Annotated in this window: 28 protein-coding genes and 1 riboswitch; of the genes, 20 read left to right on the forward strand and 8 right to left on the reverse strand. The window is 43.1% G+C overall.

Annotated features, from left to right (window positions below; genetic code table 11):
• The first annotated feature begins 83 nt into the window (after window positions 1-83).
• Window positions 84-515, forward strand: coding sequence for a hypothetical protein (locus EBO34_RS01230; RefSeq protein WP_122896146.1), 432 nt, complete (start codon window positions 84-86; stop codon window positions 513-515).
• Window positions 516-686 (forward strand): hypothetical protein, encoded by a 171-nt coding sequence (locus EBO34_RS20515; RefSeq protein ID WP_183163659.1) that lies wholly within the window; start codon window positions 516-518, stop codon window positions 684-686. It abuts the gene before it with no gap.
• Window positions 687-809: 123 nt separating this feature from the next.
• Here EBO34_RS20515 and EBO34_RS01235 read toward each other — a convergent pair whose 3' ends face one another.
• Window positions 810-1,817 carry a peptidoglycan-binding protein gene (locus EBO34_RS01235; protein ID WP_122896147.1) on the reverse strand — a complete coding sequence of 336 codons (1,008 nt, stop codon included), beginning with the start codon at window positions 1,815-1,817 and terminating at the stop codon, window positions 810-812.
• A 369-nt stretch (window positions 1,818-2,186) separates the two neighbouring features.
• Here EBO34_RS01235 and EBO34_RS20875 point away from each other — a divergent pair, with 369 nt between their 5' ends.
• Window positions 2,187-2,975, forward strand: a complete 789-nt coding sequence (locus tag EBO34_RS20875; protein ID WP_122896148.1) for a class I SAM-dependent methyltransferase — start codon at window positions 2,187-2,189, stop codon at window positions 2,973-2,975.
• A gap of 26 nt (window positions 2,976-3,001) precedes the next feature.
• On the opposite strand, the gene EBO34_RS01245 is transcribed toward EBO34_RS20875, so the two are convergent.
• The 5 genes from EBO34_RS01245 to EBO34_RS01265 all read right to left on the reverse strand — a co-directional run bounded on the left by EBO34_RS01245 (window position 3,002) and on the right by EBO34_RS01265 (window position 6,839).
• Window positions 3,002-3,553 carry a GNAT family N-acetyltransferase gene (locus tag EBO34_RS01245; RefSeq protein ID WP_183163660.1) on the reverse strand — a complete coding sequence of 184 codons (552 nt, stop codon included), beginning with the start codon at window positions 3,551-3,553 and terminating at the stop codon, window positions 3,002-3,004.
• Between the two features lie 124 nt (window positions 3,554-3,677).
• Window positions 3,678-4,256 (reverse strand): VOC family protein, encoded by a 579-nt coding sequence (locus EBO34_RS01250; protein ID WP_122896150.1) that lies wholly within the window; start codon window positions 4,254-4,256, stop codon window positions 3,678-3,680.
• Window positions 4,257-4,387: 131 nt separating this feature from the next.
• The gene (locus EBO34_RS01255; RefSeq protein WP_249413967.1) at window positions 4,388-5,035 is read right to left on the reverse strand and encodes a response regulator; all 648 of its coding nucleotides are present in this window, start codon (window positions 5,033-5,035) and stop codon (window positions 4,388-4,390) included.
• Window positions 5,028-6,149 (reverse strand): GAF domain-containing sensor histidine kinase, encoded by a 1,122-nt coding sequence (locus EBO34_RS01260; protein ID WP_122896151.1) that lies wholly within the window; start codon window positions 6,147-6,149, stop codon window positions 5,028-5,030. Before EBO34_RS01260 ends, EBO34_RS01255 begins: the two co-directional genes overlap by 8 nt.
• Window positions 6,150-6,374: 225 nt before the next feature.
• Entirely contained in the window at window positions 6,375-6,839 is a 465-nt protein-coding gene (locus tag EBO34_RS01265; protein WP_183163661.1) for a prepilin-type N-terminal cleavage/methylation domain-containing protein, read from the reverse strand.
• Between the two features lie 62 nt (window positions 6,840-6,901).
• Here EBO34_RS01265 and EBO34_RS01270 point away from each other — a divergent pair, with 62 nt between their 5' ends.
• The 5 genes from EBO34_RS01270 (at window position 6,902) to EBO34_RS01290 (ending at window position 10,594) form a co-directional block, all read left to right on the forward strand.
• The gene (locus tag EBO34_RS01270; RefSeq protein ID WP_249413968.1) at window positions 6,902-7,333 is read left to right on the forward strand and encodes a PulJ/GspJ family protein; all 432 of its coding nucleotides are present in this window, start codon (window positions 6,902-6,904) and stop codon (window positions 7,331-7,333) included.
• Window positions 7,333-8,193: a hypothetical protein gene (locus tag EBO34_RS01275; protein WP_122896153.1), complete on the forward strand. Its 861-nt coding sequence runs from the start codon at window positions 7,333-7,335 to the stop codon at window positions 8,191-8,193. The genes EBO34_RS01270 and EBO34_RS01275 overlap by 1 nt, the downstream gene beginning before the upstream one ends.
• 113 nt (window positions 8,194-8,306) lie before the next feature.
• Window positions 8,307-9,062, forward strand: a complete 756-nt coding sequence (gene map / locus EBO34_RS01280; RefSeq protein WP_122896154.1) for a type I methionyl aminopeptidase — start codon at window positions 8,307-8,309, stop codon at window positions 9,060-9,062.
• A gap of 287 nt (window positions 9,063-9,349) precedes the next feature.
• The gene (locus EBO34_RS01285) at window positions 9,350-10,024 is read left to right on the forward strand and encodes a DUF421 domain-containing protein (protein ID WP_249413969.1); all 675 of its coding nucleotides are present in this window, start codon (window positions 9,350-9,352) and stop codon (window positions 10,022-10,024) included.
• Between the two features lie 63 nt (window positions 10,025-10,087).
• Window positions 10,088-10,594, forward strand: a complete 507-nt coding sequence (locus tag EBO34_RS01290) for a hypothetical protein (protein ID WP_221175148.1) — start codon at window positions 10,088-10,090, stop codon at window positions 10,592-10,594.
• A 63-nt stretch (window positions 10,595-10,657) separates the two neighbouring features.
• Here the strand turns inward: EBO34_RS01290 and EBO34_RS21015 are convergent, their stop codons facing one another.
• Window positions 10,658-10,789: a hypothetical protein gene (locus EBO34_RS21015; RefSeq protein WP_283234573.1), complete on the reverse strand. Its 132-nt coding sequence runs from the start codon at window positions 10,787-10,789 to the stop codon at window positions 10,658-10,660.
• A gap of 240 nt (window positions 10,790-11,029) precedes the next feature.
• On the opposite strand from EBO34_RS21015, the gene EBO34_RS01295 reads away from it, so the two are divergent.
• Both EBO34_RS01295 and EBO34_RS01300 read left to right on the forward strand, forming a co-directional pair.
• Window positions 11,030-11,923 (forward strand): STAS domain-containing protein, encoded by an 894-nt coding sequence (locus EBO34_RS01295; protein WP_122896155.1) that lies wholly within the window; start codon window positions 11,030-11,032, stop codon window positions 11,921-11,923.
• Window positions 11,924-12,140: 217 nt separating this feature from the next.
• On the forward strand, window positions 12,141-12,803 hold the full coding sequence (locus tag EBO34_RS01300) for a CAP domain-containing protein (RefSeq protein WP_122896156.1): 663 nt from the start codon (window positions 12,141-12,143) through the stop codon (window positions 12,801-12,803).
• 449 nt (window positions 12,804-13,252) lie between these two features.
• Here EBO34_RS01300 and EBO34_RS01305 read toward each other — a convergent pair whose 3' ends face one another.
• On the reverse strand, window positions 13,253-14,068 hold the full coding sequence (locus EBO34_RS01305; RefSeq protein WP_122896157.1) for a TerC family protein: 816 nt from the start codon (window positions 14,066-14,068) through the stop codon (window positions 13,253-13,255).
• Between the two features lie 157 nt (window positions 14,069-14,225).
• Here EBO34_RS01305 and EBO34_RS01310 point away from each other — a divergent pair, with 157 nt between their 5' ends.
• The 10 genes from EBO34_RS01310 (at window position 14,226) to EBO34_RS01355 (ending at window position 22,404) form a co-directional block, all read left to right on the forward strand.
• On the forward strand, window positions 14,226-14,702 hold the full coding sequence (locus EBO34_RS01310; RefSeq protein WP_122896158.1) for a GNAT family N-acetyltransferase: 477 nt from the start codon (window positions 14,226-14,228) through the stop codon (window positions 14,700-14,702).
• 148 nt (window positions 14,703-14,850) lie between these two features.
• Entirely contained in the window at window positions 14,851-15,705 is an 855-nt protein-coding gene (locus EBO34_RS01315) for a GNAT family N-acetyltransferase (protein ID WP_122896159.1), read from the forward strand.
• Window positions 15,706-15,725: 20 nt separating this feature from the next.
• Complete coding sequence (locus EBO34_RS01320) at window positions 15,726-16,352, forward strand: histidine phosphatase family protein (RefSeq protein ID WP_122896160.1); 627 nt, start codon at window positions 15,726-15,728, stop codon at window positions 16,350-16,352.
• Between the two features lie 32 nt (window positions 16,353-16,384).
• Complete coding sequence (locus tag EBO34_RS01325; RefSeq protein WP_122896161.1) at window positions 16,385-17,089, forward strand: aspartate/glutamate racemase family protein; 705 nt, start codon at window positions 16,385-16,387, stop codon at window positions 17,087-17,089.
• Between the two features lie 133 nt (window positions 17,090-17,222).
• On the forward strand, window positions 17,223-17,858 hold the full coding sequence (locus EBO34_RS01330) for a hypothetical protein (protein WP_142996759.1): 636 nt from the start codon (window positions 17,223-17,225) through the stop codon (window positions 17,856-17,858).
• 20 nt (window positions 17,859-17,878) lie between these two features.
• Window positions 17,879-18,421 (forward strand): GNAT family N-acetyltransferase, encoded by a 543-nt coding sequence (locus EBO34_RS01335; RefSeq protein WP_122896163.1) that lies wholly within the window; start codon window positions 17,879-17,881, stop codon window positions 18,419-18,421.
• Window positions 18,422-18,482: 61 nt separating this feature from the next.
• A riboswitch (TPP riboswitch) is annotated at window positions 18,483-18,616 on the forward strand.
• 116 nt (window positions 18,617-18,732) lie between these two features.
• Window positions 18,733-19,335: a YkoF family thiamine/hydroxymethylpyrimidine-binding protein gene (locus EBO34_RS01340; protein ID WP_122896164.1), complete on the forward strand. Its 603-nt coding sequence runs from the start codon at window positions 18,733-18,735 to the stop codon at window positions 19,333-19,335.
• A 16-nt stretch (window positions 19,336-19,351) separates the two neighbouring features.
• Complete coding sequence (locus tag EBO34_RS01345; protein ID WP_122896165.1) at window positions 19,352-19,957, forward strand: ECF transporter S component; 606 nt, start codon at window positions 19,352-19,354, stop codon at window positions 19,955-19,957.
• The gene (locus tag EBO34_RS01350) at window positions 19,938-21,632 is read left to right on the forward strand and encodes an ABC transporter ATP-binding protein (RefSeq protein ID WP_122896166.1); all 1,695 of its coding nucleotides are present in this window, start codon (window positions 19,938-19,940) and stop codon (window positions 21,630-21,632) included. The genes EBO34_RS01345 and EBO34_RS01350 overlap by 20 nt, the downstream gene beginning before the upstream one ends.
• Complete coding sequence (locus EBO34_RS01355; RefSeq protein ID WP_122896167.1) at window positions 21,625-22,404, forward strand: energy-coupling factor transporter transmembrane component T family protein; 780 nt, start codon at window positions 21,625-21,627, stop codon at window positions 22,402-22,404. The genes EBO34_RS01350 and EBO34_RS01355 overlap by 8 nt, the downstream gene beginning before the upstream one ends.
• Window positions 22,405-22,424 lie beyond the last annotated feature (20 nt).

The raw sequence follows: 22,424 nt of genomic DNA on the forward strand, positions 1-22,424 counted from the left end.
AAGCTTCTTGATATATAAGAACGGGGAAGCTCTTTTCCAGCCGTTTAGATAAAGAGATGATAATAGAATAGGAGAAATGGGAAATGGAGTATGGTTTCGTTGCAGCTTGTTTCGTTTTTATAGTTGGTTTTTTAGCATTGTACAGTAAAGTGATGGGCCCGGTGTCACGCGAAGAAGCAGGAAGAGAGGAGTTTCGGAAGCTGCAGACTGCTTTTTTCATTCGTTTTGCCATTATGGAAACGCCGGTTATTGCAATTATTGTTCTCGTTTTTATATTATTGGAAGGTCAGGTGGGGATTGACTTTATCATGCCTGCAGCTATTATAATGGTGTTGACCCTCGTTGGCATTGTTTTTACGTTTATCATGGCAAGGGGCGCATGGGAAAGCAGGGGTGGAGAAAAGTTCCGGTTTTCACTTCATACGTTTTTCTTTATCGGTGTGGCACTGATTACTGCCATCCCAATTGTATGTGTGGTTCTCCTATATGTACTAAGAGAGCAGGGAGTGTCGTAATTGCGTGGAAAGAATAGTTTCTCTCCTTTGTATGTTATAGGAGGAGCGTGTTTTTTAGCAGCCATGGCAGCGGCTCATATTTATGATTCTGATTTATTCAGGGCTGTTGGCAGAGCCGGACTGCTGGGATTGCTTATCGTTCTTTTCTTTCAGACGAAAAGAGGGAAATGAATGTTTCAATTTAAATATTTCAGGCTATATGAAGTAATACAAAAGCAGACGACTCATAGTGAGCCGTCTGCTTTAATCATTCTATAAAATCAGAGAGATTTACAAGAATGGAAGGATTATTGATTAATTGGATTCAAGAATTTGAACTTCTACTGTCTGACGGCCGAACTCTAGAGCTTCCTCTTTTGTAGCCATGTGAAGATCGATACGGTTACCTTTGATTGCACCGCCGATGTCGCCGGCAATTGCTTCTCCGTAACCCTCAACATATACTTTAGAACCTAGAGGAATGACGTCCGGATCAACGGCAACAACTTTTTTGTCTGGGTTAGCACGAAGATCCTGCCCAGTGTAAGTGATGCCTGTGCAACCGTCACAATATGCAGTGTAAGCAGTTGCTTCCATTTCAATTACAGATTGTACTTCAGAAGAAGACTCTTCTTCTGAGCCAGAAGTTGTTTCTTCAGTCGCTTCCTCTTGAGCTGGCTCTTCAGAAGCTGGCTCTTCAGATGAAGATTCTTCCTGAGCTGGTTCTTCAGACTCAGTGGACTCTTCTGCCGGAGCTTCTTCGGAAGTTGTTTCTTCTTCTTTTGCCGTTTCATTAGAACCTGTCAGTGCGGCATGCAGTGTTCCGTAGGTTTGTGGGCCTGCTAAACCGTCAACAAGAATGTCTTTAGCAGATTGAAAGTCTTTTACTGCATCGTGAGTGCCACGATCAAATTCTCCATCTGCATCTGCCTCAAAATATCCAAGTTCCTGCAGGCTTTCCTGAAGGGCTGCAACAGCTTGTCCTTCATCACCTTCACCCAGGATCGATAATGCACCGACTGTTTGTACCCCAGCCAGTCCGTCTACTAAAATGTCAGAGTCCGTCTGGAACTCTACTACTGCTTCTTTTGTTTGTGGATCAAATACTCCGTCTATGGCATCCTGATCTAAGTATCCGCGCTCATGAAGAAGTTCCTGAAGTTCTTCAACCTGGGAGTTCTCCTTACCTTCAAGAAGAAGTCTGTCCCCTAAGTTTGTTTCACTTCCCGCTTCACTGATCGCCGGTGATACGAAGAAAAGTGCACCTGCTGCGATTATGGGTAAGCCAAGTGTTTTTAGTTTTGATAAACCAAAGCTTTTCATATGTCAGCCTCCTTAAAGTTTAAGTGATCTTCGCTAACGAGTTCAATACTACCAATCAGGCCGATACAAAAGCAATGGAAAAAGGGTTACTTAAAGGAATTGAAATATAGTTGTAATTGCTGCAATCTGTTTTAACACATTCGCCATGAATGTAACTGTATTTGTGACAAATACCGCTAAATTACGTACTTTTTTTGACGCAAATTCCAATAAAAGGAACATTATGTGGGTGGTTGTGGGAGAGTGCAGATATTATATCTTTAAAGTAATATATTAGTTTACCATATAAACAAAATAAAATATTGTCTCTTTTATTCAGCGAAATCCGATATAATAGAATAGAGTCTTAATTGGAGGAGTGAATGCAGCTTGGTTCTATATAATCGAATCGGGTCAACTTATGATGTCTCGAGAAAAGCTGATGCTGAAATTGTCAACCGTCTTCTTTACTTGTTGCAGATGAATTCAAAAGAACAGGCGAGTATACTTGATATTGCTTGTGGTACAGGAAATTATACGATTTCTATTAAAGACAAAGGATATTCCGTCAGCGGCCTGGATATCTCTGAAACAATGCTGGATCAGGCCAAAAGAAAAAGTGCTGACATAGAATGGATTCATGATGACATCAGAAGCTGTAATTTACCGGAGAGTCGCTTTGATGGGGCTACATGTGTTCTCAGTGTACATCACTTTGAGAACCTCGTTGAAAGCTTTTCCAACGTATATAAGACATTAAAACCGGGTGCGAGGTTTGTTATTTTCACCTCAGGGTCTGAGCAGATGCAGCAATACTGGCTGAATGCTTATTTTCCTGAGATGATGAAAGCATCCATGGCAAAAATGCCGTTGATCAGAGAAGTGACGAAAGCGTTGAAGAAGGCCGGATTTACTTTTCAGGGGTCCGAGTCATTTCTCGTGCAGCCTTCGCTGGAGGATGCCTTCCTGTATGTAGGGAAAGAAAACCCGGAGATGTATCTTGATCCTGATGTGCGAAAAGGGATCAGTTCTTTTTCAAGCCTCATTACAGATGAGGAACTTGAGAAGGGTCTTGATTTATTAAAAAAAGATATTGAAGAAGGGACCTTTGCCGAAAGAACAGCTTCATTCGACAGCCGCAAAGGTGATTACTTGTTTATGGTGGCAAAAAAATCATAATAAAAAACGATGGTCCAGCGCTTTTTCTAAGCAGGATCATCGTTTTCTTTTTTTTGTATATAATCTTTTTTTAACATCGCCATTTCATACATATCCCAGTATTCATCCCCAACACGTCTGAAGTCACGGAAATATCCTTCCTCCGTAAAGCCCGTCTCCCGATACAGTTGGTAAGCCGGGGTATTAAATGAGAAAACGCCTAAAGCAAGACGATTCAGGTCGAGGTATTCAAAGGCGAATTCCAAGGCTTTTCTGATGGCTGGCTTTGCAAATCCTTTTCCGCGGTAATCTGGAGAAATAAGAACTTTACCAAGCCTTGCACAGCTGTGGTAGCTGTCAATATTCCGTAAAGCCAGGTGACCTGCCGCCTCATTTGTCTCATCCACTACCACTTTAAAGATAAAAGCGTCACTGCCGGATTTGTTAGCTCCTTCCGAATAGTTATGGAGCTGTTCTATTGTGAGGGGATAGGTAAAGGTAGGGCCGCTCCACTTCATAAAAAAAGCAGGGTCAGTGTGGTTCACCCATGAAATGAGATCGTCAAAATCCTCTTCCGTAAAGTAGTCCAGTCTGATCACAATTTGCTGCTCCTTTGTCATCGGTTTCTGTTCATAGTTTATCATAAAACGAATGAACAAGGTTCAATCTTTAAATAATGAAGGGAGTCTCATAAGGCGTACAGCCACCTTATGAGACTCCCTTTTAGAAACGGTTGATCCGCTGGGAAAGAAGGCGGTTGTAATTTTCATTTACAACGGCTTTTTGTCTGGGGATATAAGGTTTATAATGCTGCGTTTCGAGTGTCGGTTCCGCTTGAACAGGACTGCTCGTGTGTTTTCCATGTTTCTTTTCCCAATCACTGAAGTAGATGACTTTAGGATCATGATCAGGTGGTTCAGGCAGGTTGGCTGCGAACTCAAGCAGGTTTCCGTCCGGGTCTTCAAAGTAAACAGAAGCCATCGGTACCCACGTATGAACGAGTGGCTCTGTGGGATCGAGTCCGAATGCTTGTTTTGCAACAATTTCACGGTCTTTCAGCCAGCTGATCGCTGATTTCATATCTTCAACAGGGATTTGAAAGGCGAAGTGGCTTTTTTTCCATTCCACCTCGGGTTTTTCCCAAATGCCAAACACCTGGCCGGAGCCACCGGGAGTGTAAAAAATGACGCCCCGTTCTTCCATTACTAAAGATGGCGTCAGGCCTAGCTGCTCTTCATAAAACGCTCTTGCTTCTTTCAGGTTCCTTACATCTGCATGGGTTTCATATATGCCGTTAATCATTAGGATCTGCCTCCTTAAGGATTTTCTTATAATTTCATTATAGGAAGGAGGCAGGTTAATAAAATCGGGTCCGGGGTTGATCTTTTTCCGGCAAAGAGAATGATTTTTTCTAAGACCTGAGTCGTATTGAGCTACAGAAGTTTATGGCGGATGGCGAGAAGAGCGGCCTTTGTTCTGTCTTCAACAGCTAATTTTGCAAAAAGGTTTGTTATGTGTGTTTTAACTGTTTTTTCAGTAATAAATAAAGTGTCGGCAATCTCGCGGTTGTTTTTCCCTCTGGCGATTTCAATGAGCACTTCACGTTCCCGTCTTGTGAGCGATTGAACTGCTATTACCTCGTCTGACTTTTCGTGGTGGACGTGCTGAAAAAGGTGACCTGCCACTTTTGGATCAATATTTTTAGATCCTTTTACTACTCTTTGGATCGCTTTAAGGAGCTCTTCAGGGTCCGTGTCTTTTAAACAGTAGCCATCGGCACCGGCTTGAACGGCGGAAATGACATGGTCCTCGTCCTCAAAGCTGGTAAGGACAAGAACCTTAACAGAGGGATATTGTTTTTTTACAAAGCTGGTTACTTCAACGCCCCCTATACCGGGCATGGAAAGATCAAGGAGGATCAGGTCGGGATTTGTCCCCTCTGAAAGAATCTTCATTGCTTCCTCTCCTGTGCCGGCTTCTGCTGTTATTTCCACGCTTGCTTCCTGTTTAAAAAAGTAGCAGAGCCCTTTACGGACTACAAGGTGATCATCTACAATCATCACTTTAATTTTGTCAGTCACCCGGTTCACCTCTCTTCAATACCGTAATTGTAATCGTTGTTCCCTGCTCAGCTGCGCTTTCTATACAAAAGGACCCGCCGAGAAGAGAAGCGCGCTCTTTCATGCTGATCAGTCCCATCCCGTCAGATGTAAGAGTATCGGGTTTAAAGCCCTTTCCGCTGTCCGAGACTTTCATTTCATAGTAGAGGCTGTCTTCTTTCAGGGATATTGTACATGTATTTGATCCTGAATGTTTCGAGATGTTGTTTAATGCTTCCTGCCCTATCTTCCACAGCCCCACTTCGATTTGTGAAGGAATGGAAGTGAACTGTCCGGTCGTGATAAGTGTAAGACCGAGCTTTTTTGAATACGTACCAAGCCGGTTTGCAAGTCCTTCTTCAACTCGGTCTGACCTGAGCTGCCAAATCAGAGCTTTCATTTGAGCAAGGGCATCTTTTGACATCGAATGGATGTCTTTAAGAGCAGCATTGACAAGGGGGTCTTTTGTCTGGCGCTTTACTCCGGTAGCTGTATACATGATGGAAAAAAGCTGTTGATTAACTGAATCATGGAGATCTCTGGCAAGTCTGTTGCGCTCTTCAAAAACTTTCATTGTTTTTTCTTTTTCAGAAAGGCGGATCCGTTCATATGCCGAGCCGATCTGATAAGCGATGGATTCAAGAATATGCAATTCATCCTGAGTAAAAGAATTTTTGCCAGGGGCGGCAACGTTTAAAATACCGAAAAGTTCTTCACCGGATTTCAACGGGACACTAGCATGGTGGGTAATATCATCAATTTTTCCTCTGTCTGAGCGAATGGCGTCTTCGATCCGTTTGCATTCAATGATATTTGCTGCCTCTTTCAGGCGCCCGTCTATATATTGATTAATGCAGTAGCATCTTCCTTCACAAAGATATCGTTTATTTTCGTATGCCAGTGCTTCAGGTAAACGAGAAGAAGCGGCAAGAGTGTAGTGTTGCTTCTCGTCGAGGAGGAAGATCCAACCAGTCTGCAGGCCGGTTAAGTGGAGTAATTTATCAAGGACCTGCTGAAGCATTGAGGTCAGATCAGTTTCTTTATTCAAAAGTTCAGCTATGTTTTTTATAAGGTAAAGTTCCTGGTCACGGTTCATATAGCATTCTCCTTTGAGCTGGTGAAGGATATGAATTCAGTGTAGCAGAGAAGTGTGAAAAGTTGGGAGGAAAAATGAATGGATTTGAAAAGTGAGGGAGGTGAAAAGCAGAGGAGTCAAACGATCACAGTAGTTTGGCAATGTCTCCGCACGCTGCTCCTCCGGCAGAAGAAAACCCACCCCTGCCGGTCTCTTTAAAGCGGGCAACGACTCCGCTCAACCTCTTTAGTCTGTTGTATAGTTAAATGGTTGATTAGACGGGGTGAGGGTAGTCAGGAGATCATAGGAAGAGCTCTTGTTTACAATAGTAAATGAAAGGGGGAGAGCTTCTGCTCTTAGAATACCCTCCTCGCAATGGGGGCCTGAAACGAGATCCTTGTCAGAGTAGATTTTAAATGAATCAAAAGGGATGCTTGAAATTCGAGTGTGATTATGAAATAAATATCCGTCTTCAATACATATTGTATACGAATCTCCCATTTCTTCTCTCTGGTGGATGCTTCGTAATTCCGACACGACCAGGTTTGCTTCCTGTGTCAGTGAAATGTCCGCGCCGGTCCGTACGTGGAACAAATTAGCCTGGATTAGAAAAGTAATTGCAATGGCACCAATGAGACCGAACAAGGCCAAAGCAGCGAGTAATTCGATTAAGGTGACGCCTTTTTGGTTCGAATTTCTTATTTTTTTCATCATATCACCTTACAATTTGTGAGTTTTATACTATTATTTATTATATAGGAATTCATAGGGAAATGGTGAAAAAAATGGCTCAAACAAAGAAATGGTACACGACTGAACAGGGATTTACTCTTATAGAACTTCTGGTTTCAATATCTATTTTGTCCATCGTTGCAGTGGTTTTCTTTTCTTTTTTCACTCAGGCTTCCCTGTCTAACCAAAAAGCGGATACTCAGGTCGCAGCAGTGAATGTTGCAGAACGGGTACTGAATGATATAAAAAGCAGCGGTCCGGCACTTGGTTGTGATGAAAGTCAGTTAGGATATGAAAATGACGGAAAGGGGTTCTATATAGTTAACGGTAAGGAAAAATATTATGTAAGTGTTACTTGTGACGATACTTATGACGTAAATGGATTAATGCTAGTTGAAACTGTCCTTTACGATGATGAGGATAGAGAGTTAGTAACCATGTATGATTATTTCATTGACTGGGAGGAAGAGTGATGATCAGAAATGAGAGAGGTGCCGCTCTTATTATTGTGTTACTGACTATTGTTGTAATTGGATTAATGTCTGTGGCGTTGGTGAATCAGGTTGCGGGAAGCCACCTTCAAGGACAACGGGCTGAAGAGAAAGTAATTAGTAAACATAATTCCGGGCTCGGTAAAGTCCATTTCCGCCAGCTGGTTATAGATGAAGTAGGTAGGTTACCCGGAAACATTGCGGATGCAGGAGAGATACTAAGAAATACTTTTAATGATGAAATAAGAATATCTTTGATCGGACCAAATGGCAGTGAACAGAATGTAAGAATTGATGATGTTGAAGTGACGCCGAGTATGGAGGATGACTTAATTCAAATCTCTTATTCAAGTTACGGCTATTATCATAATGATATAAATGTAGAACAAGAGACACTTATACTTAATTTAACAACAAAAGAAGTGGAGGTTCCTGGCTGGAACTTGGAGGGTTACGATAAAAAGGAAAAACGGGTTTTTAACAGGGGACGAAACAGACAGAATTATGGGGCCCCTAATCCAACCTTAACAGGTAATTTTCATTTTTATAACACAGAATTCAGAGGAAACAGCCATGTGACTGTAGATGGAAACTTATACATTTCAGGTGATTATGTTATGGTTCCGCCCGCTAAATTAACTGTAACAGGTGACTTAATTATTGGTAGAGGAACGAACATAAACTTAATAAACAATAATGATGTTTGCGTCTTAGGAGTCATTCATATAGAAGGTTTGAACGATATCAGAGGTGAAAATGGTTCTTGCACGATGCTGGAAAACGGATATTATAACAATGGAAATTCTCGAATGGAAGAAACAACATGGTCAATAAGAAACTAATCACATTTGCTCCAACCTCCTTACAATTGGTATGATAAAACCGGTCACCTTTTTGAGGGAGATAACATTATTTAAAGGTAGGCATTTAGATTAGTGTGGAAGGGGTTCGTCCAGTGATTACAATAAAGTCGGAGCGTGAAATAAAATTAATGCATGAGGCGGGAAAACTTTTGGCCAGCTGCCATAAAGAAATAGCAAAGATGATCAAGCCAGGCGTATCAACGATGGAAATTGATACGTTTGTTGAAAAATACTTAGCAAAGCACGGTGCCACGCCTGAACAGAAAGGGTTTCACGATTACCCTTATGCAACGTGTGCGTCGATTAACGATGAAATCTGCCACGGGTTTCCCAGAAAAGAGCCGTTGAAAAACGGAGATATCGTTACCATTGACTGCGTTGTCAATCTGAATGGGGGACTGGCTGATTCGGCATGGACATATACAGTGGGAAACGTGTCTGATGAAGCAGAGGAATTGTGTAAAGTAACGAAACAGTCTCTTTACCGCGCTATTCGTCAGGCAAAACCGGGAAAACGTCTCGGTGATATCGGGCATGCGATCCAATCCTATGTGGAAGCGAAAGGCTACTCTGTTGTCAGGGATTTTGCAGGGCACGGTCTCGGACCTACCATTCATGAGGAGCCGAACATCCCTCACTTCGGTGTCCAGGGAAGAGGTCTTCGTTTAAAAGAAGGAATGGTCATCACAATCGAACCGATGATCAATCTCGGTGCCTGGGGTTCACAGATGGATTCCAACGGCTGGACGGCAAGAACGGTAGACGGATCCCTGTCTGCCCAATATGAGCATACCCTTGTGATTACAAAAGAAGGTCCGGTTATTTTAACCGAACAGGATGTTATATAGAATCAGGCACTCCTCTCTAAAAGAGGGGTGTTTTTTTTATGGCTGTGTTTAAGATCATTGTTAATTTAATGCATCAGATGCACCACACTCCTGTTTGAAGAGGTTCACTGGCGACCCCGGTGCAGTGAGCGTAAATAACACCTGAGTTTAACAGAGATTTTATTATATAGCCGGATTCCCGATAACCAGTCAAATGATCCGGCAAACCAGAGTGAGACCACTTCGATACATAGGATCACCCCTGAAAGGAGACCCTAATTCAATATGTATAAGGGCAGGTGGGACAGTTGGACAGCCAAATTACAGAAGTTGTAATCCGGAGCTTTGGTGCGTATACCATTCTTTTGATTATTAACAACATGCTCGGGAAGCAGACTTTGTCACAGATGACCAATCATGATTTTATTACATCCATCATGATGGGAGCGATCGCCGCCAATCTTGCCTTTGATACTCAGGTCAGCTACTGGCACTCCTTTATCGCACTTTTAATTATCGGAGGAATCGGGTATTCGACCACGTATCTTTCCATGAAAAACCGAGGTGTCCGTAAGTGGTTTTCAGGATCACCGTCAGTGTTTATCGAGAATGGAAAAATACTTGAGAGCAATATGAAAAAACAGAAGTATAATATGGATTCCCTCAATCAGTCACTGAGGGAGAAGGATATTTTCAATATAGAGGAAGTTAAATATGCTGTTTTGGAGCCGGACGGTCACCTCTCCGTTATGAGAAAGGAAAAAGGGGCGAATTTATTCCCGGTCGAACTTATAATGGATGGGAAAATTGTAGAAAAAAACTTAAAGGACATTAAACTTTCCGAAGATTGGCTGATTAAGGAAGTGAGCAGACGTGGGTATGCGGTTAATGATGTATTTTACTGCGTCCGTGGGCCTGATGGGACACTTGCTTTTGATTATAAGGATGACAGGCTTAAGGCACCGATTGACCGTGAGCGGTAGGCAAGCACCCTTCCACTTTTCCTGACATAGTTTATTAAGAACTATTTGAAAGGGGAGGGCACTGTGTATAACGACGACAGACAATTTCCTGGCGGGATTTATTCATTCCTGTTACCAGGGCAGCAACAACAGTTTGGACCTTCAGGACAACAATTCGGACCACCGCCATTCGGACCGCCACCAGGACAGGGGGGACCACCATTCGGTCCACCACCAGGGCAGGGAGGACCGCCGCCGTTTGGACCGCCGGGACAGGGACAGCAAGGAGGCCCGGGGGGACCTCCTCCAGGCCCGCCGCCATCGACACCGCCGGCACAAATGCAGGCAGGTCCGGCAGCTGCATCCGTTCAAGGAGCTGGAGGAGCTCAGGTATTTGCAGTTGATCCCGGATCATTGTATGGATGTTTGTTCCGCTACACCTACATCCGTTTGATTACAGGTCAGCGTTTCTGGTTCTGGCCGGTATTTATCGGCAGAACTTCAGTTGCAGGGTGGCGCTGGAGACCACGTGAGTACCGCTGGGTTTATACCGGCTTTGATACGCGCTTAATTCTGTCATTTTCATGCTAAGAGGTTTTCAACTGTCATAAAAAAGAAGTCCCGAAAGGTAACGCGCTTTTGGGACTTTTTCAATTAGTCATTCAAAAGCGCTTTCTGGGAGTATGCCAGTTCATAGCTTTGACTGTCATCCTCTTCTTGGAAGTGATCGGCTTTTTTTACGTCAGGGACTGTGAGACTGATGAAGGAGACAGATCGTGGATACATGAAAAACCTCTTTTAGGTAAAATGGTTGACCATACATGTATATACCTTTTGTTTTTCCTTTTTTTAACGGCAAAATGTTCTCGTATTACGTGTAAATATATGCCATAATTAATCTTGTCGATCTATTTTATGTTTAGATTAAAATTAATGTATTTTGTTTAAAAAACAGGTTTAATTAAGTCTCGTTTGAGGTAAAGGCTTACGATATCTACATTAGAGATAAAGCGGGAGGAAAGAAAGATGATGAGCGAAAATCATATGGTTAAGATAGGTGAGGCGATTATTGAAAGAAGTGAGGAACTTTCAATCCGTCTTTCCCGGGAGCATGATGGCAAGTACAGCTCCTCCCAAAGTCTCAGTTATTCTGCGGAAGAAACCATTGAACATCGTAAAGGCTTTTTTGTTTTGCTTGGAGAAGCATTGCTGACCGGGGATATTGAAGAAAAATTAAATCAGGTTTATATGTGGGGGAAAAATGCCGGGAAAGAAGCTGTCAAGCATGGAATTTCGGCAGATACAGCTGTATTAAGTTTAAACCCCATCAGAAAAGCGCTTTATGAAGCAATCAGAGAAGAGTTCAACAAGCTCGGCTTAGGATTCGATGCTTATTTTGATGTTTCGGACAGGCTGGATCCAATTTTAGATCACGCTGTTTATTCATTTACCCAGGCGTTTGTAGAATATAATGACGAAACGTTTTCGCAGGCACAGGATGAACTTTTAGAGCTTTCTGTTCCTGTTGTTCCCTTGACAGGTAATGTGGCTATACTTCCTGTAATTGGAACGATTGATACATTCAGATCCAAAAAGATGCTCGATCAGGCCCTGGAGAGAGGAACAGAACTCGGTCTCTCTTATATGATTATTGATCTTTCAGGAGTACACATGATTGATACTGCCGTAGCTCATAATCTTTTCCAGCTGAACGATGCCTTAAAAATTGTAGGGATTAAAGCCATTATCAGTGGATTGCGCCCCGAGCTTGCGCAAACAATTGTAAGTTTAGGCATTTCCTTTAACCATATGACCGTTACGAACAGCCTTGAGCAGGCACTGATGAAAACCGGCTTGACGATTCAGCCGGAGGATACAGTTGAGACTAAAGAAAACTTCAAAAAAGGTTTGCTTATATAAAAAATGAAGCACTCGCGCCTTGCGGGTGTTTTTCTTTGTTTTTTGTCCGTCGCAAAAGTATGAATATTGTTTACATTTTCAAGAAATGAATGATAATAAATGGCATTTACCTCAATCTTTAGCTCGATTTCTAGGTTTTAATTACTGGAAATCCTTTCCCTTTGCACACAATACGGAATTCTTATGGCATAATGATGTCCGTGGAGGTGTTGAGTACATGTTAAAAAAACTCATTTACTCAGTATTGGCTGTTGCAGTTGCAGTTCCTTTGGTTGTGGGGAACACAGCGGAAGCGAGCTCAACTCATACAGTTGAATCAGGAGACACATTGTATAAAATTTCTCAACAATACGATGTAAGTCTTTCTGATATTATTGATGCAAACAGTGACATCGATAACCCGGACATGATCTACCCAGGGCAGCAAGTGACATTGCCTTCTGCTCAATCAGCTCAGCAACCAAGTCAAACGTCTGAGCAGACTTCAAGCGAACTTAGTGAGTTCGAGCAGGAAGTTGTTCGTTTGACGAATGAAGAGCGTGCACAGCACGGCTTACCTGAGCTTGAGATTGCAGAGGACGTTTCAGAAGTTGCTCGTGATAAGTCGGCTGATATGAGAGATAACAACTACTTTGATCACAACAGCCCGACCCACGGAAGCCCGTTTGACATGATGCGCAGCTACGGAGTAAATTACAACGCAGCTGGTGAAAACATTGCTGCAGGTCAGCAGACACCAGAGCAAGTTGTCGATGCTTGGATGAACTCTCAAGGTCACCGTGAAAACATCCTCAGCAGTAACTACACTGAAATTGGTGTAGGGCACGTTGAAGGCGGACAGTACGGCCACTACTGGACACAAATGTTTATTTCTCGATAAAGAGATTGCAAGAACAATAGATTATCATGTTAACCTGAGCACCTGCCTCCAGAAATGGAAGCAGGGTAAGCTCGGGTTTTTTTATTGTGTTTTTAATAGAGAGGGGATTTTACGGAAATTTGCTACCGGCTGAAAAAAAGCTGAAATATAAAATGCCAGGCCCGTTAATGTGGATCTTTAATTGAAGAATGACCTCATTCATGTGTGAAAAAATATAGCGAAAGAATTCAACGTGTTTTTGATAGAATTAATGGCATTTTCGGTAGAAAAAATGGAATTATTGATAGAATTAAGAACGGTTTCGGCAGAATTAAATACAGTACCGGCAGAATAAACACTTAATCCCGATGGCAATCCCCCAATCTTCAGCAATCAATTCACATATAACATAAGCAGCCTTAACCTCCTCTAAATTGTCGGGGGACGGACCCCGCACAATTTCGCACAATTTAGAGGAGGTTGTCTTCGGTTTGGAGGGCACGGTCTGTTTCAGGATTATCGGGTCCGGGGGGCACCGCTTTTGTGAGGAACCAGCCTCCGATCGCAATAATGACCAGTACAGACCAGAAGGTTATCTTCCAAGGAGTGGATTCCGGAAACGAATGTGGAATAACGGCAACATCAGGATGTGCAAGGGTAAAGACCACCAGCTTTACACCTACCCATCCAACGATGAGAAACGCTGCAGTTTCAAGTCCGGGTCGTTTGTGAAGGATACGAACAAAGTAGGTTGCTGCAAATCTCATAATGATCACTCCGATCAATCCCCCTGTTAATATGACGGCAAACTGACCTCCGTCCAGCTCCCCGACGTTCGGAAGCGGGGTCGGAGACAAGGTCAATGCGAGGGCAATGGCCGCAAGAATAGAATCAACGGCAAAGGCAATGTCTGCAAGCTCCACTTTCAAAACGGTCATCCAGAATCCCGATGAGCCCTTTTTCTGTGCAGCTTTTTTAAGCTTATTTCCGTATTTTTTAAATACATATTTCTTAAATAGATGATTACAAGCGATAAACAATAAATAAGCGGCTCCGATAGCCTGGACCTGCCACACATTTACGAGAAACGATATAGCAAACAGGGATAAAAACCTGAAAATAAAAGCCCCAGCAAGCCCATAGAACAATGCTTTTTTTCGTTCATTTTCCGGGAGGTGCTTTACCATAATGGCAAGAACGAGAGCGTTATCTGCAGCTAAGATTCCTTCGAGGCAGATTAATACAAGCAGAACCCATGCGTATTCCAGAAGAAGTGTAAGATCCATAATGAGCAGCCTCCTTCTTCCTACTTTGTCCAACATTTTAGAAATTAGTAGTAAAATTACACAAGTTTGATTTGAATTTTTAGAAAATAGACGATAATTTACCTAAATTATGGTACGATTAATTACAATCATGCGTTATAAAGTGAGGTGAACTCGTTTGTTTGATTGGAAGTGGATGACGAAAGAGGACGCGTTGACAATTGCAAACTGGGAATACGAAAAACCTTACGACTTTTATAACATGAATGAAGATTCGGAGGACTTGGATGAGTTTTTGAATCCGTTTAACTGGAAACACATGTGTACAGCTTACATGGATGGCAGACTTGCCGGTTTTGCAGTTTTTAAGAAGTCCGATGAAACAAATGAAGTAGAAGTAAGCCTGGGACTCAGACCGGATCTTACGGGAAAAGGATTCGGTACTGCGTTTGTTGAAACAACAATGGACAAGGCGTTTGAAAACGGCCATGTGGATGTTCTGGTAATTAACGTAGCTGCGTTCAATCAAAGAGCAATCTCTGTTTATGAACGTACAGGTTTCAGGAAAACAGCGGCTTATTTGCAGAAGACCAACCAAAGCTCCTATCCATTTGTGAAAATGAAAAAGGTCTCCAAAATGGAAATAAGTAAATAATTTATGATGAGAGTATCTTAAAAGTAGATTGGCAATAGCTAGGCTCATTGCTTCGAGGTTGATCCAAAGGTAAATACCTGCCTTTTGGGTCAACCTCTCTTCACAACCTGAGAGAAAGAAGAAGCGCGAAGAAGGTGAGGTGATAGAGGTGGCGTTAAGGAAGTTTGATTCCCCTCGTGAATTTTTACATTATACTGAAGCCTTTCTTGAAGAACGGGAAGCAGCCCATAATCTTCCGCTCGGACTGCTTAGAAGGCTTATAAAAGACGAAGATGTAAACAAAAAATATGAGAACCGTAAAGCCCCGTTTATGGCCGTAAGTACAAATGGAAGGTTCTGTATGCTTCAAACACCTCCATTTAACCTGATCATTGCAGGAAAGGAAGAAGGTGTTCCTGATGCCGTGTCCTGGCTGGTAAACCAAGGGATTGATATGCCGGGTGTCACAGGTGAAAAAGAATTAACATTTGCTTTCATTGATGAATGGGAGAAGCAGACAAAGAAAAAAGGAAAGCCTTTTATGCGTCAGCGGATTTATAAGCTTGAAAAGGTAAGGGACGTCATAAGGAAGAACGGTACTTTAACCGTGGCAAAAAAAGAAGACCTTTCCCTTATTACGGAGTGGGTTCAACTCTTTCATAAAGAAGCCCTAACACCAATCAGTAAGTCGGAAGCAGAAGACTTTGCCGGCAAATCAATTGAACAAAGAACAATCTATTTATGGAAAAATGAAAATGATGTACCTGTTTCCATGGCAAAGAAAGCCCGTGAAACAAAAAACGGAGTATCTGTAAGTCTAGTCTATACCCCGGATGAATATAAGCGTGAGGGCTATGCTACAAGCTGTGTGGCTGCACTTAGCGAACATCTTCTTAATGAGGGATATTCGTTTTGCTGTCTTTACACCGACCTGGACAACCCCGTCTCAAATTCAATTTATACAAAGATAGGGTATGTACCTGTAGCTGATTCCATTGATTATCGATTTGGATGGGATAACTGACGTAAAGCAGGGAGGCAACTATGTTATCACTTTATTTTACAAGACATGGTGAGACAATGTGGAACCGTGAAGGACGCCTTCAGGGCTGGCATGACTCGCCACTCACAAAAGAAGGAGAAAACATCGCAAAAAGTCTGGGCCATTATTTCAGGGATATCCCTCTTTCTACAATCTATACAAGTACGAGCGGAAGAACGATTCGAACAGCTGAATTAATTAACAGTGGACAAAATACCCCGATCGTACTTGATGAAAGACTAAGAGAAATTCACCTTGGTGAATGGGAAGGAAAAACAAGAGAGGAGATTGCTTCAGCCTACTCAAAAGAAAGACTTGAGGCGTTTTGGAACAACCCTGAAGCCTACAAGCCTGCAGGAGGAGAAACCTTTTGTCAGGTTGAGAGCAGAGTGAATGATTTCATCAGTGACATTTACAGGAACCATCAAAATGGGCATGTGCTGCTTGTTACTCACACAGTAATCGTAAAGCTTTTACTGAAACGGTTTAAAAACAGGATGCTCCATCAATTATGGGATCCCCCTTTTATACACCCGGGATGTTTAAACCTGGTTGAAATAGACCGGAACAGACAGATGAACGTCCTTCTGGAGGGAGATTTGAGTCACGAAAAATATTATGGCAGCTGACAGGTGCTGGTTAATTCAAGGGAGGACAGTCGATGAAGACGATAGGTGTAATTGGCGGTATGAGCTGGGAATCAACGCATATTTATTACAGGTTGTTAAATGAAAATATAAAAAAACGGATGGGTGGTCTCCATTCTGCTGAATGCATTATTTACAGCGTTGATTTCGCACCTGTGGCTAAAATGCAGGAGGAATCAAGCTGGGGAGAAGCAACCGAAAAGCTTGTTGGCATTGCAAGAAATTTGGAAAAAAGCGGTGCAGAGGGTATTGTAATCTCGTCTACTACTATGCACAAACTTGCCTCCGGGATTGAGGATGCTGTTTCCATTCCCCTTATCAATATCGGAGATGCACTGGCAGAGAGTGTAAAACTTCGCGGCACTGATAAAGTTGCCCTTCTGGGAACCCGCTATACGATGGAAGAATCTTTTATGACCGACCGGTTGGAACAACACGGGTTACAGGTGATAACGCCTGAAAAAAATGAACGTGAACTCATTCATCATATTATCTTTGAAGAGCTTTGTGTCGGGAAAGTCCGTGATACGTCAAGAAAGCGTATGCTTGAAGTAGTAGAACGGCTTTATGAAGAAGATGTACAGGGTATTATTCTTGGATGCACGGAACTTCATATGCTGATCAATCAGGAAATTGTAGATCTCCCTATTTTTGATTCAACCCAGCTTCATGTCGAAAGAATAGCCGATTTTATGCTTGATGGAGTGGATGTTAGATAATAAACGGAAACGTCATCGTGTTATCAGGTGCACAATTCTTTAGAGGAGGGAATCCGTCTTGAAGAGATGGATGATTATTCTGTCATGTGCTTTCTTCATGGTTTTTGCAGGGTGTTCACAGGAGGAACCCGTGATGAATTCGGATGCGGAGCAAACGGCATATGAAGAACGGATAGGAGAACTTGAAGAGGAAATAAAAGCTCTGTTATCAGAGCTTGATAAAGACCAAAAAGAACACGATCTTTCAAAACAGGAGTATCAGGAAAGAATTGACGTGCTTGAGAGCCAGCTTGCTGAGCAGCAGAATGGACTGAAAGAAACAGAATCCGGTGTCAGTCAATTTCAACTGTCAAATGAGGAAGATTTCTATACTCAGTTCTGGTTTTCAGATGGCAAAACCGACATAGAAGAAGAATTGGGGTTTGAGCCTGGAATAACGGATTGGCAAACCTTTGCTCACGAAGGAGATGATCATGAAGGTGACGGCGGTTTATCCATTTCGGCACTTGCTCTTGACTGGATACGTGAACGTGAGCTGGATGTTCACATGGATACAGAGGAGGAACTGGCTTTTCGTACACAGATAAATTACGAGTCAGGCATCGGAAAGGTATTGGTCCTGCTTTGGGGACTGAAGGATGATGCTGTTGCCGGTACTGATTATCTGCTTCATTTTAACAGAACAGAAGAGAAGTGGAATCTCGAAGAAGTGGAAGTGAGGCACTACTGCAGGCGCTCGGTTACAGAAGACAGGGCTATGTGCAATTAAAGAATCAGAGGGGAAAAAGCATGTTTTACTATACAATAAATGAAGTTACAAAGCTTGAAATCCTACAGGAAAAACACGGTGACGCTCTTTTTGCTTTAACAGAATCAGGAAGAGAATATCTCAGCGAATGGATGCCATGGGCGCCTGATATTAAAGGAGCGGAAGATACGAAAGCGTTTATCCGCTCTACTTTAAAAGCTTTCGGAAACCAGGGAAGCTTGTCCTGTGCCATTATTTATAAAGAGGAAGTTGCAGGAGTTATCGGTTTTCATGAGATTGATTACCGCAATAAAAAAACGAGCATGGGTTACTGGCTGGGAGAGGGATTTCAGGGGAAAGGTATCATGACCGAAGCATCACGGGCTTTTGTTCAATATGCCTTTAATGAAATCGGCCTGAACCGCCTGGAGATCCGTGCAGGTGTCGAAAATAAAAAAAGCCGTGCTGTTCCTGAAAGGCTTGGGTTTATGTATGAAGGAACTCAGCGGCAGGTGGAAGTCGTGAACGGACGTTTTATTGATCATGCCCTTTACGCCATTTTAAAGGAAGACTGGAAAGGATAATCATTTGGTGGTTTACAAGAAAGGGATTTTGTGGTTAGAATACAACTAACAACATATTCCGCGATCGCACTAGGGGTGCATAAAGAACTGTTCTTACACGGACAGCTCGAATAGCTGAGATTCAGGTGAAAATCCTGTTAACCCTTTGAACCCGAACTAGGTAATACTAGCGTGGGGAAGTGCAGTAGACGTCTTTAGCGTAATTGCGCTTTATCTTTCTGACTAACACTGCATTTCTCACTTTGAGAAATGCAGTTTTTTATGTTTTTGCGGCCGGACATGTTGAATACGATCATAATGGAGGATACAAAATGAAAGGTTTAAGCTGTGGTACAAGCAGAATCGTAGGATGTCGTTTTTCCATCTATCCGATGGCTGACAACTTCGTAGATATTATTATAGGAGCCCTTAAAGAAGTTGATACGAGTAAAGTGTGGATGAAAACAGATGATGTCAGTACATGTGTAAGAGGAAGAAGTGAACATGTTTTTGATGTTACAAAAGCAATCTTTACCCATGCTGCAAAAACAGGTGTTCATGTTGTGTTCAATGGTACCTTTTCGATCGGCTGCCCGGGGGATTCCGAGGGAGATACGTACATGTCGGAAAGTGATGAACGATTAAATGAAGAAGCAAGCAGGGTTGAAAAAGTAGAAGTAGCGACACAGTTTGCTCTCTATCCCCTCAACAACCCTGACTATATGCAGGTGATCGCCGACCAGGTTGGTGTCGCAGCCGACCACGGAACATTTACGAAAGGTGTTCATTATGCGAGCCGCCTGGATGGAGATGTACACGACGTGTTTCAAAGTTTGGAAGAAGCCTTCGTAAATGCATCAAAAACGGACGATCGCAGCCACGTAACAATGACAGCTGCAGTTTCTGCTAACAGCCCATCAACGAAAGACAACTAAAAGGACGGTGCAGCTAATGTCACATGCATGGAAACTACGAGAAATTGTTTTAATGTCCATATTAGGCGTCGTGTTTGGCGTCATCTACCTGATGTTTTATTTCTTCGGTCAAGGTCTTCGAAACGTTCTTGCCCCGTTTGGTCTTGGGCCGTTTGGCTACGAAGTGATTTTCGGGATCTGGTTTATCGTTTCAATCATTACCGCCTATGTGATCAGAAAGCCGGGTGCTGCATTGATCTCGGAAACCATTGCAGCTACAATTCAGGTGCTGATCGGAAGTCCCGCCGGACCCAGGCTGATTGTTTCAGGTCTCATTCAGGGACTGGGAGCAGAAGTCGTCTTTGCCGCCACCCGGTGGAAGAATTATAACCTCAGCGTTCTCGTTCTGGCCGGGGTTTCAGCAGCCATTTTCAGTTTTGTATGGGGCTGGTTTATTTCCGGGTTTGCTGCCTTATCCACTTCGATGGTCCTTGCCATGTTCATTGTCCGCTGCATAAGTGGTGCACTGCTTGCGGGGCTTCTTGGTAAGTGGATCAGTGATCAGCTGGCAAACACCGGCGTATTACGAAGCTATGCCCTCGGAAAGGAGTGGCAGGCAAAGCGTGAAAAAAAAGCATCGTAACCGCACGCTTGTAGAAGTGGATAACTATTCCTTTGACTACGAGGAGAACAAGGATGATCCTCTTTTTAAAAACCTGACGTTTTCCATAAAAGAAAAAGAAACCATCCTTTTAATGGGGCCCAGCGGGGCAGGAAAAAGTACCCTCGCTCTCTGTTTAAATGGATTGTATCCCGAGGCTGTGGAAGGATGGGCTGAAGGAGACATTTGCTTTAAAGGAAAGTCGATAAAAAATTTCATGCCGGGTGAACTCAATAAGAGTATAGGGGTTGTGTTTCAGGATCCTGAAAGCCAGTTTTGCATGATTACCGTTGAAAATGAACTCGCCTTTACTATGGAGAACCTATCGATTCCAACTGAAGAGATGGACGACCGGATGGAACTTGTCCTGCAGGCAGTTGGGATGACTTCAGAGCGCAAGAGAAATATCCATGAGTTATCCGGTGGGCAAAAACAGAAGGTCGCACTTGCTTCTGTTCTTCTGCTTAATCCGTCTCTTCTAATCCTTGATGAACCGACGGCTAATCTGGATCCGGCTTCCAGATATGAGTTTATCGGACTCATTGAGAAGCTTAAGCGGGAATGGGGAATGTCTGTATTGATTATTGAACACCAGCTCGATGACTGGATTGCTCAGACCGACAGGGTTCTCGCGATGAACAGCAGGGGCGAGGTGTTCATAGACAGTCCGCCACGGGAAGCTTTTTACGAACGCTGTACAGAGCTGGAACAAGAAGGCATCCACCTTCCAAAAGTCGTCAAAACCGCGGTGAATATGGGTGTTGAGGCATTTCAGAAAGAGCCTCTTACAGAAGAAGAACTGGGGTTGCTTTTGATGGACAATCCGGGAGTTCAGGGAGAATCGGGTGAGATTAAAGCCGGCGTTAAACAAAAATTCAATGGAAGTATTATCGCCCTTAACGATTTGTATTATCACAGGAAAAAGAAGTTTCCAATCCTATCAGGAGTAAACCTTGAGGTGAACAAAGGGGAATTTATCGGGATTGTCGGTGAAAATGGAGCAGGAAAATCAACGTTGCTTCAAATTATGGCTGGGATCCTGACACCGCAAAAAGGTGAACGGCGCTTTATAGACAGAGATTATGAGAAGTGGGGACAACGTGATTTGCGCCGAGAGCTTGGCTTTGTTTTTCAGAACCCGGAACATCAGTTCATTGCAGATACTGTGTATGATGAGATTTCGTTTGGAATGAAACTGAACGAAAAGGATGAAGGGGTCATTTTGGACCAGACAGAGGAACTTATGCGGAAGTTCCATCTTGAAAAAAAGAAATGGGCGAATCCATTTTCCTTAAGCGGCGGGCAGAAAAGACGGCTGAGTGTTGCCACCATGCTTGATGAAACCCCCGGTGTTTTATTATTTGATGAGCCCACCTTTGGGCAGGATGCTAAAACGACGAAAGAGCTCATGAAAATGGTGACCGATCTACGGGACCAGGGGATGGCTATCGTGTTTGTGACACATGACATGGATCTGGTGGATCGTTACTGTGATCGTGTTTATGTATTAAATGAAGGAAAGATCGACTTTGATGGATCACCAGCTGAACTTTGGAACAACCGGCAGCTCATAAGAGAGGCAAAGCTTCGTCTTCCATACAGGATCCGCATCAAGGACAGGAAAGAAGTCAAAGAAGAGGTGGCTGGTCATGCTTAGTACGATAAATCCTACGATGAAAGCTTTGACGATCTTTATTCCGGGACTTCTCCTTGCCTTTGTATTTGATCCGTTCACGCCGCTGGTTTATCTGATATTTACAATTCTGATAACCTTTTTACTTAGTGACTTGTCAGTGAAACGGTGGCTGCTGATTTTCGTACCATTTGTATTCGTTGCTCTCAGTTTTTCATGGATGACGATGCTTTACTCAAGTGATACTTTCAGCGACGGAAATGTTTTGTTTTCATTCTGGTGGTTTGAAGTAACGGAAGGGAGCATGATAGTAGCGGTAAGTCTGGGACTACGTTCATTATGTCTGGTTGCCCTCTCCCTTATGTTTGTGCTTACTACTGATTCCACAAAGTTCATGCTGAGCCTGATGCAACAGGCTAAACTGCCGCCTAAACTCACTTATGGAATACTGGCGGGATACCGTTTCCTCCCTACGTTTAAGCATGAGTTTGAGGTTCTTCGCCAGGCACACAAAATCAGGGGTGCAGGAAGAGCAAAAGGTGTAAAGGGCCGCATTCGGCAGTTTCGCCGCTATGCCATTCCTCTCCTTGCAAATACCATCCGCAAGGCAGAACGTGTTGCTGTAGCCATGGAATCAAAAGGTTTTACCGGCTCTACAGAACGGACTCACTACCATAAAATGAGTATTAGAAAGAGGGACTGGATGTTTTTCTCTGCCTTTGTATTTGTTTTCTTTGCAACTGTGTTTGCTTCCTATCTTTTCGGTTATTTAAATATCTTTGGCCGGCAGTTCTGAAGTGGAAGAGGCCCCCGGGA

The organism is Alteribacter keqinensis, from assembly GCF_003710255.1.
GTDB classification, from domain to species: Bacteria; Bacillota; Bacilli; order Bacillales; family Salisediminibacteriaceae; genus Alteribacter; species Alteribacter keqinensis.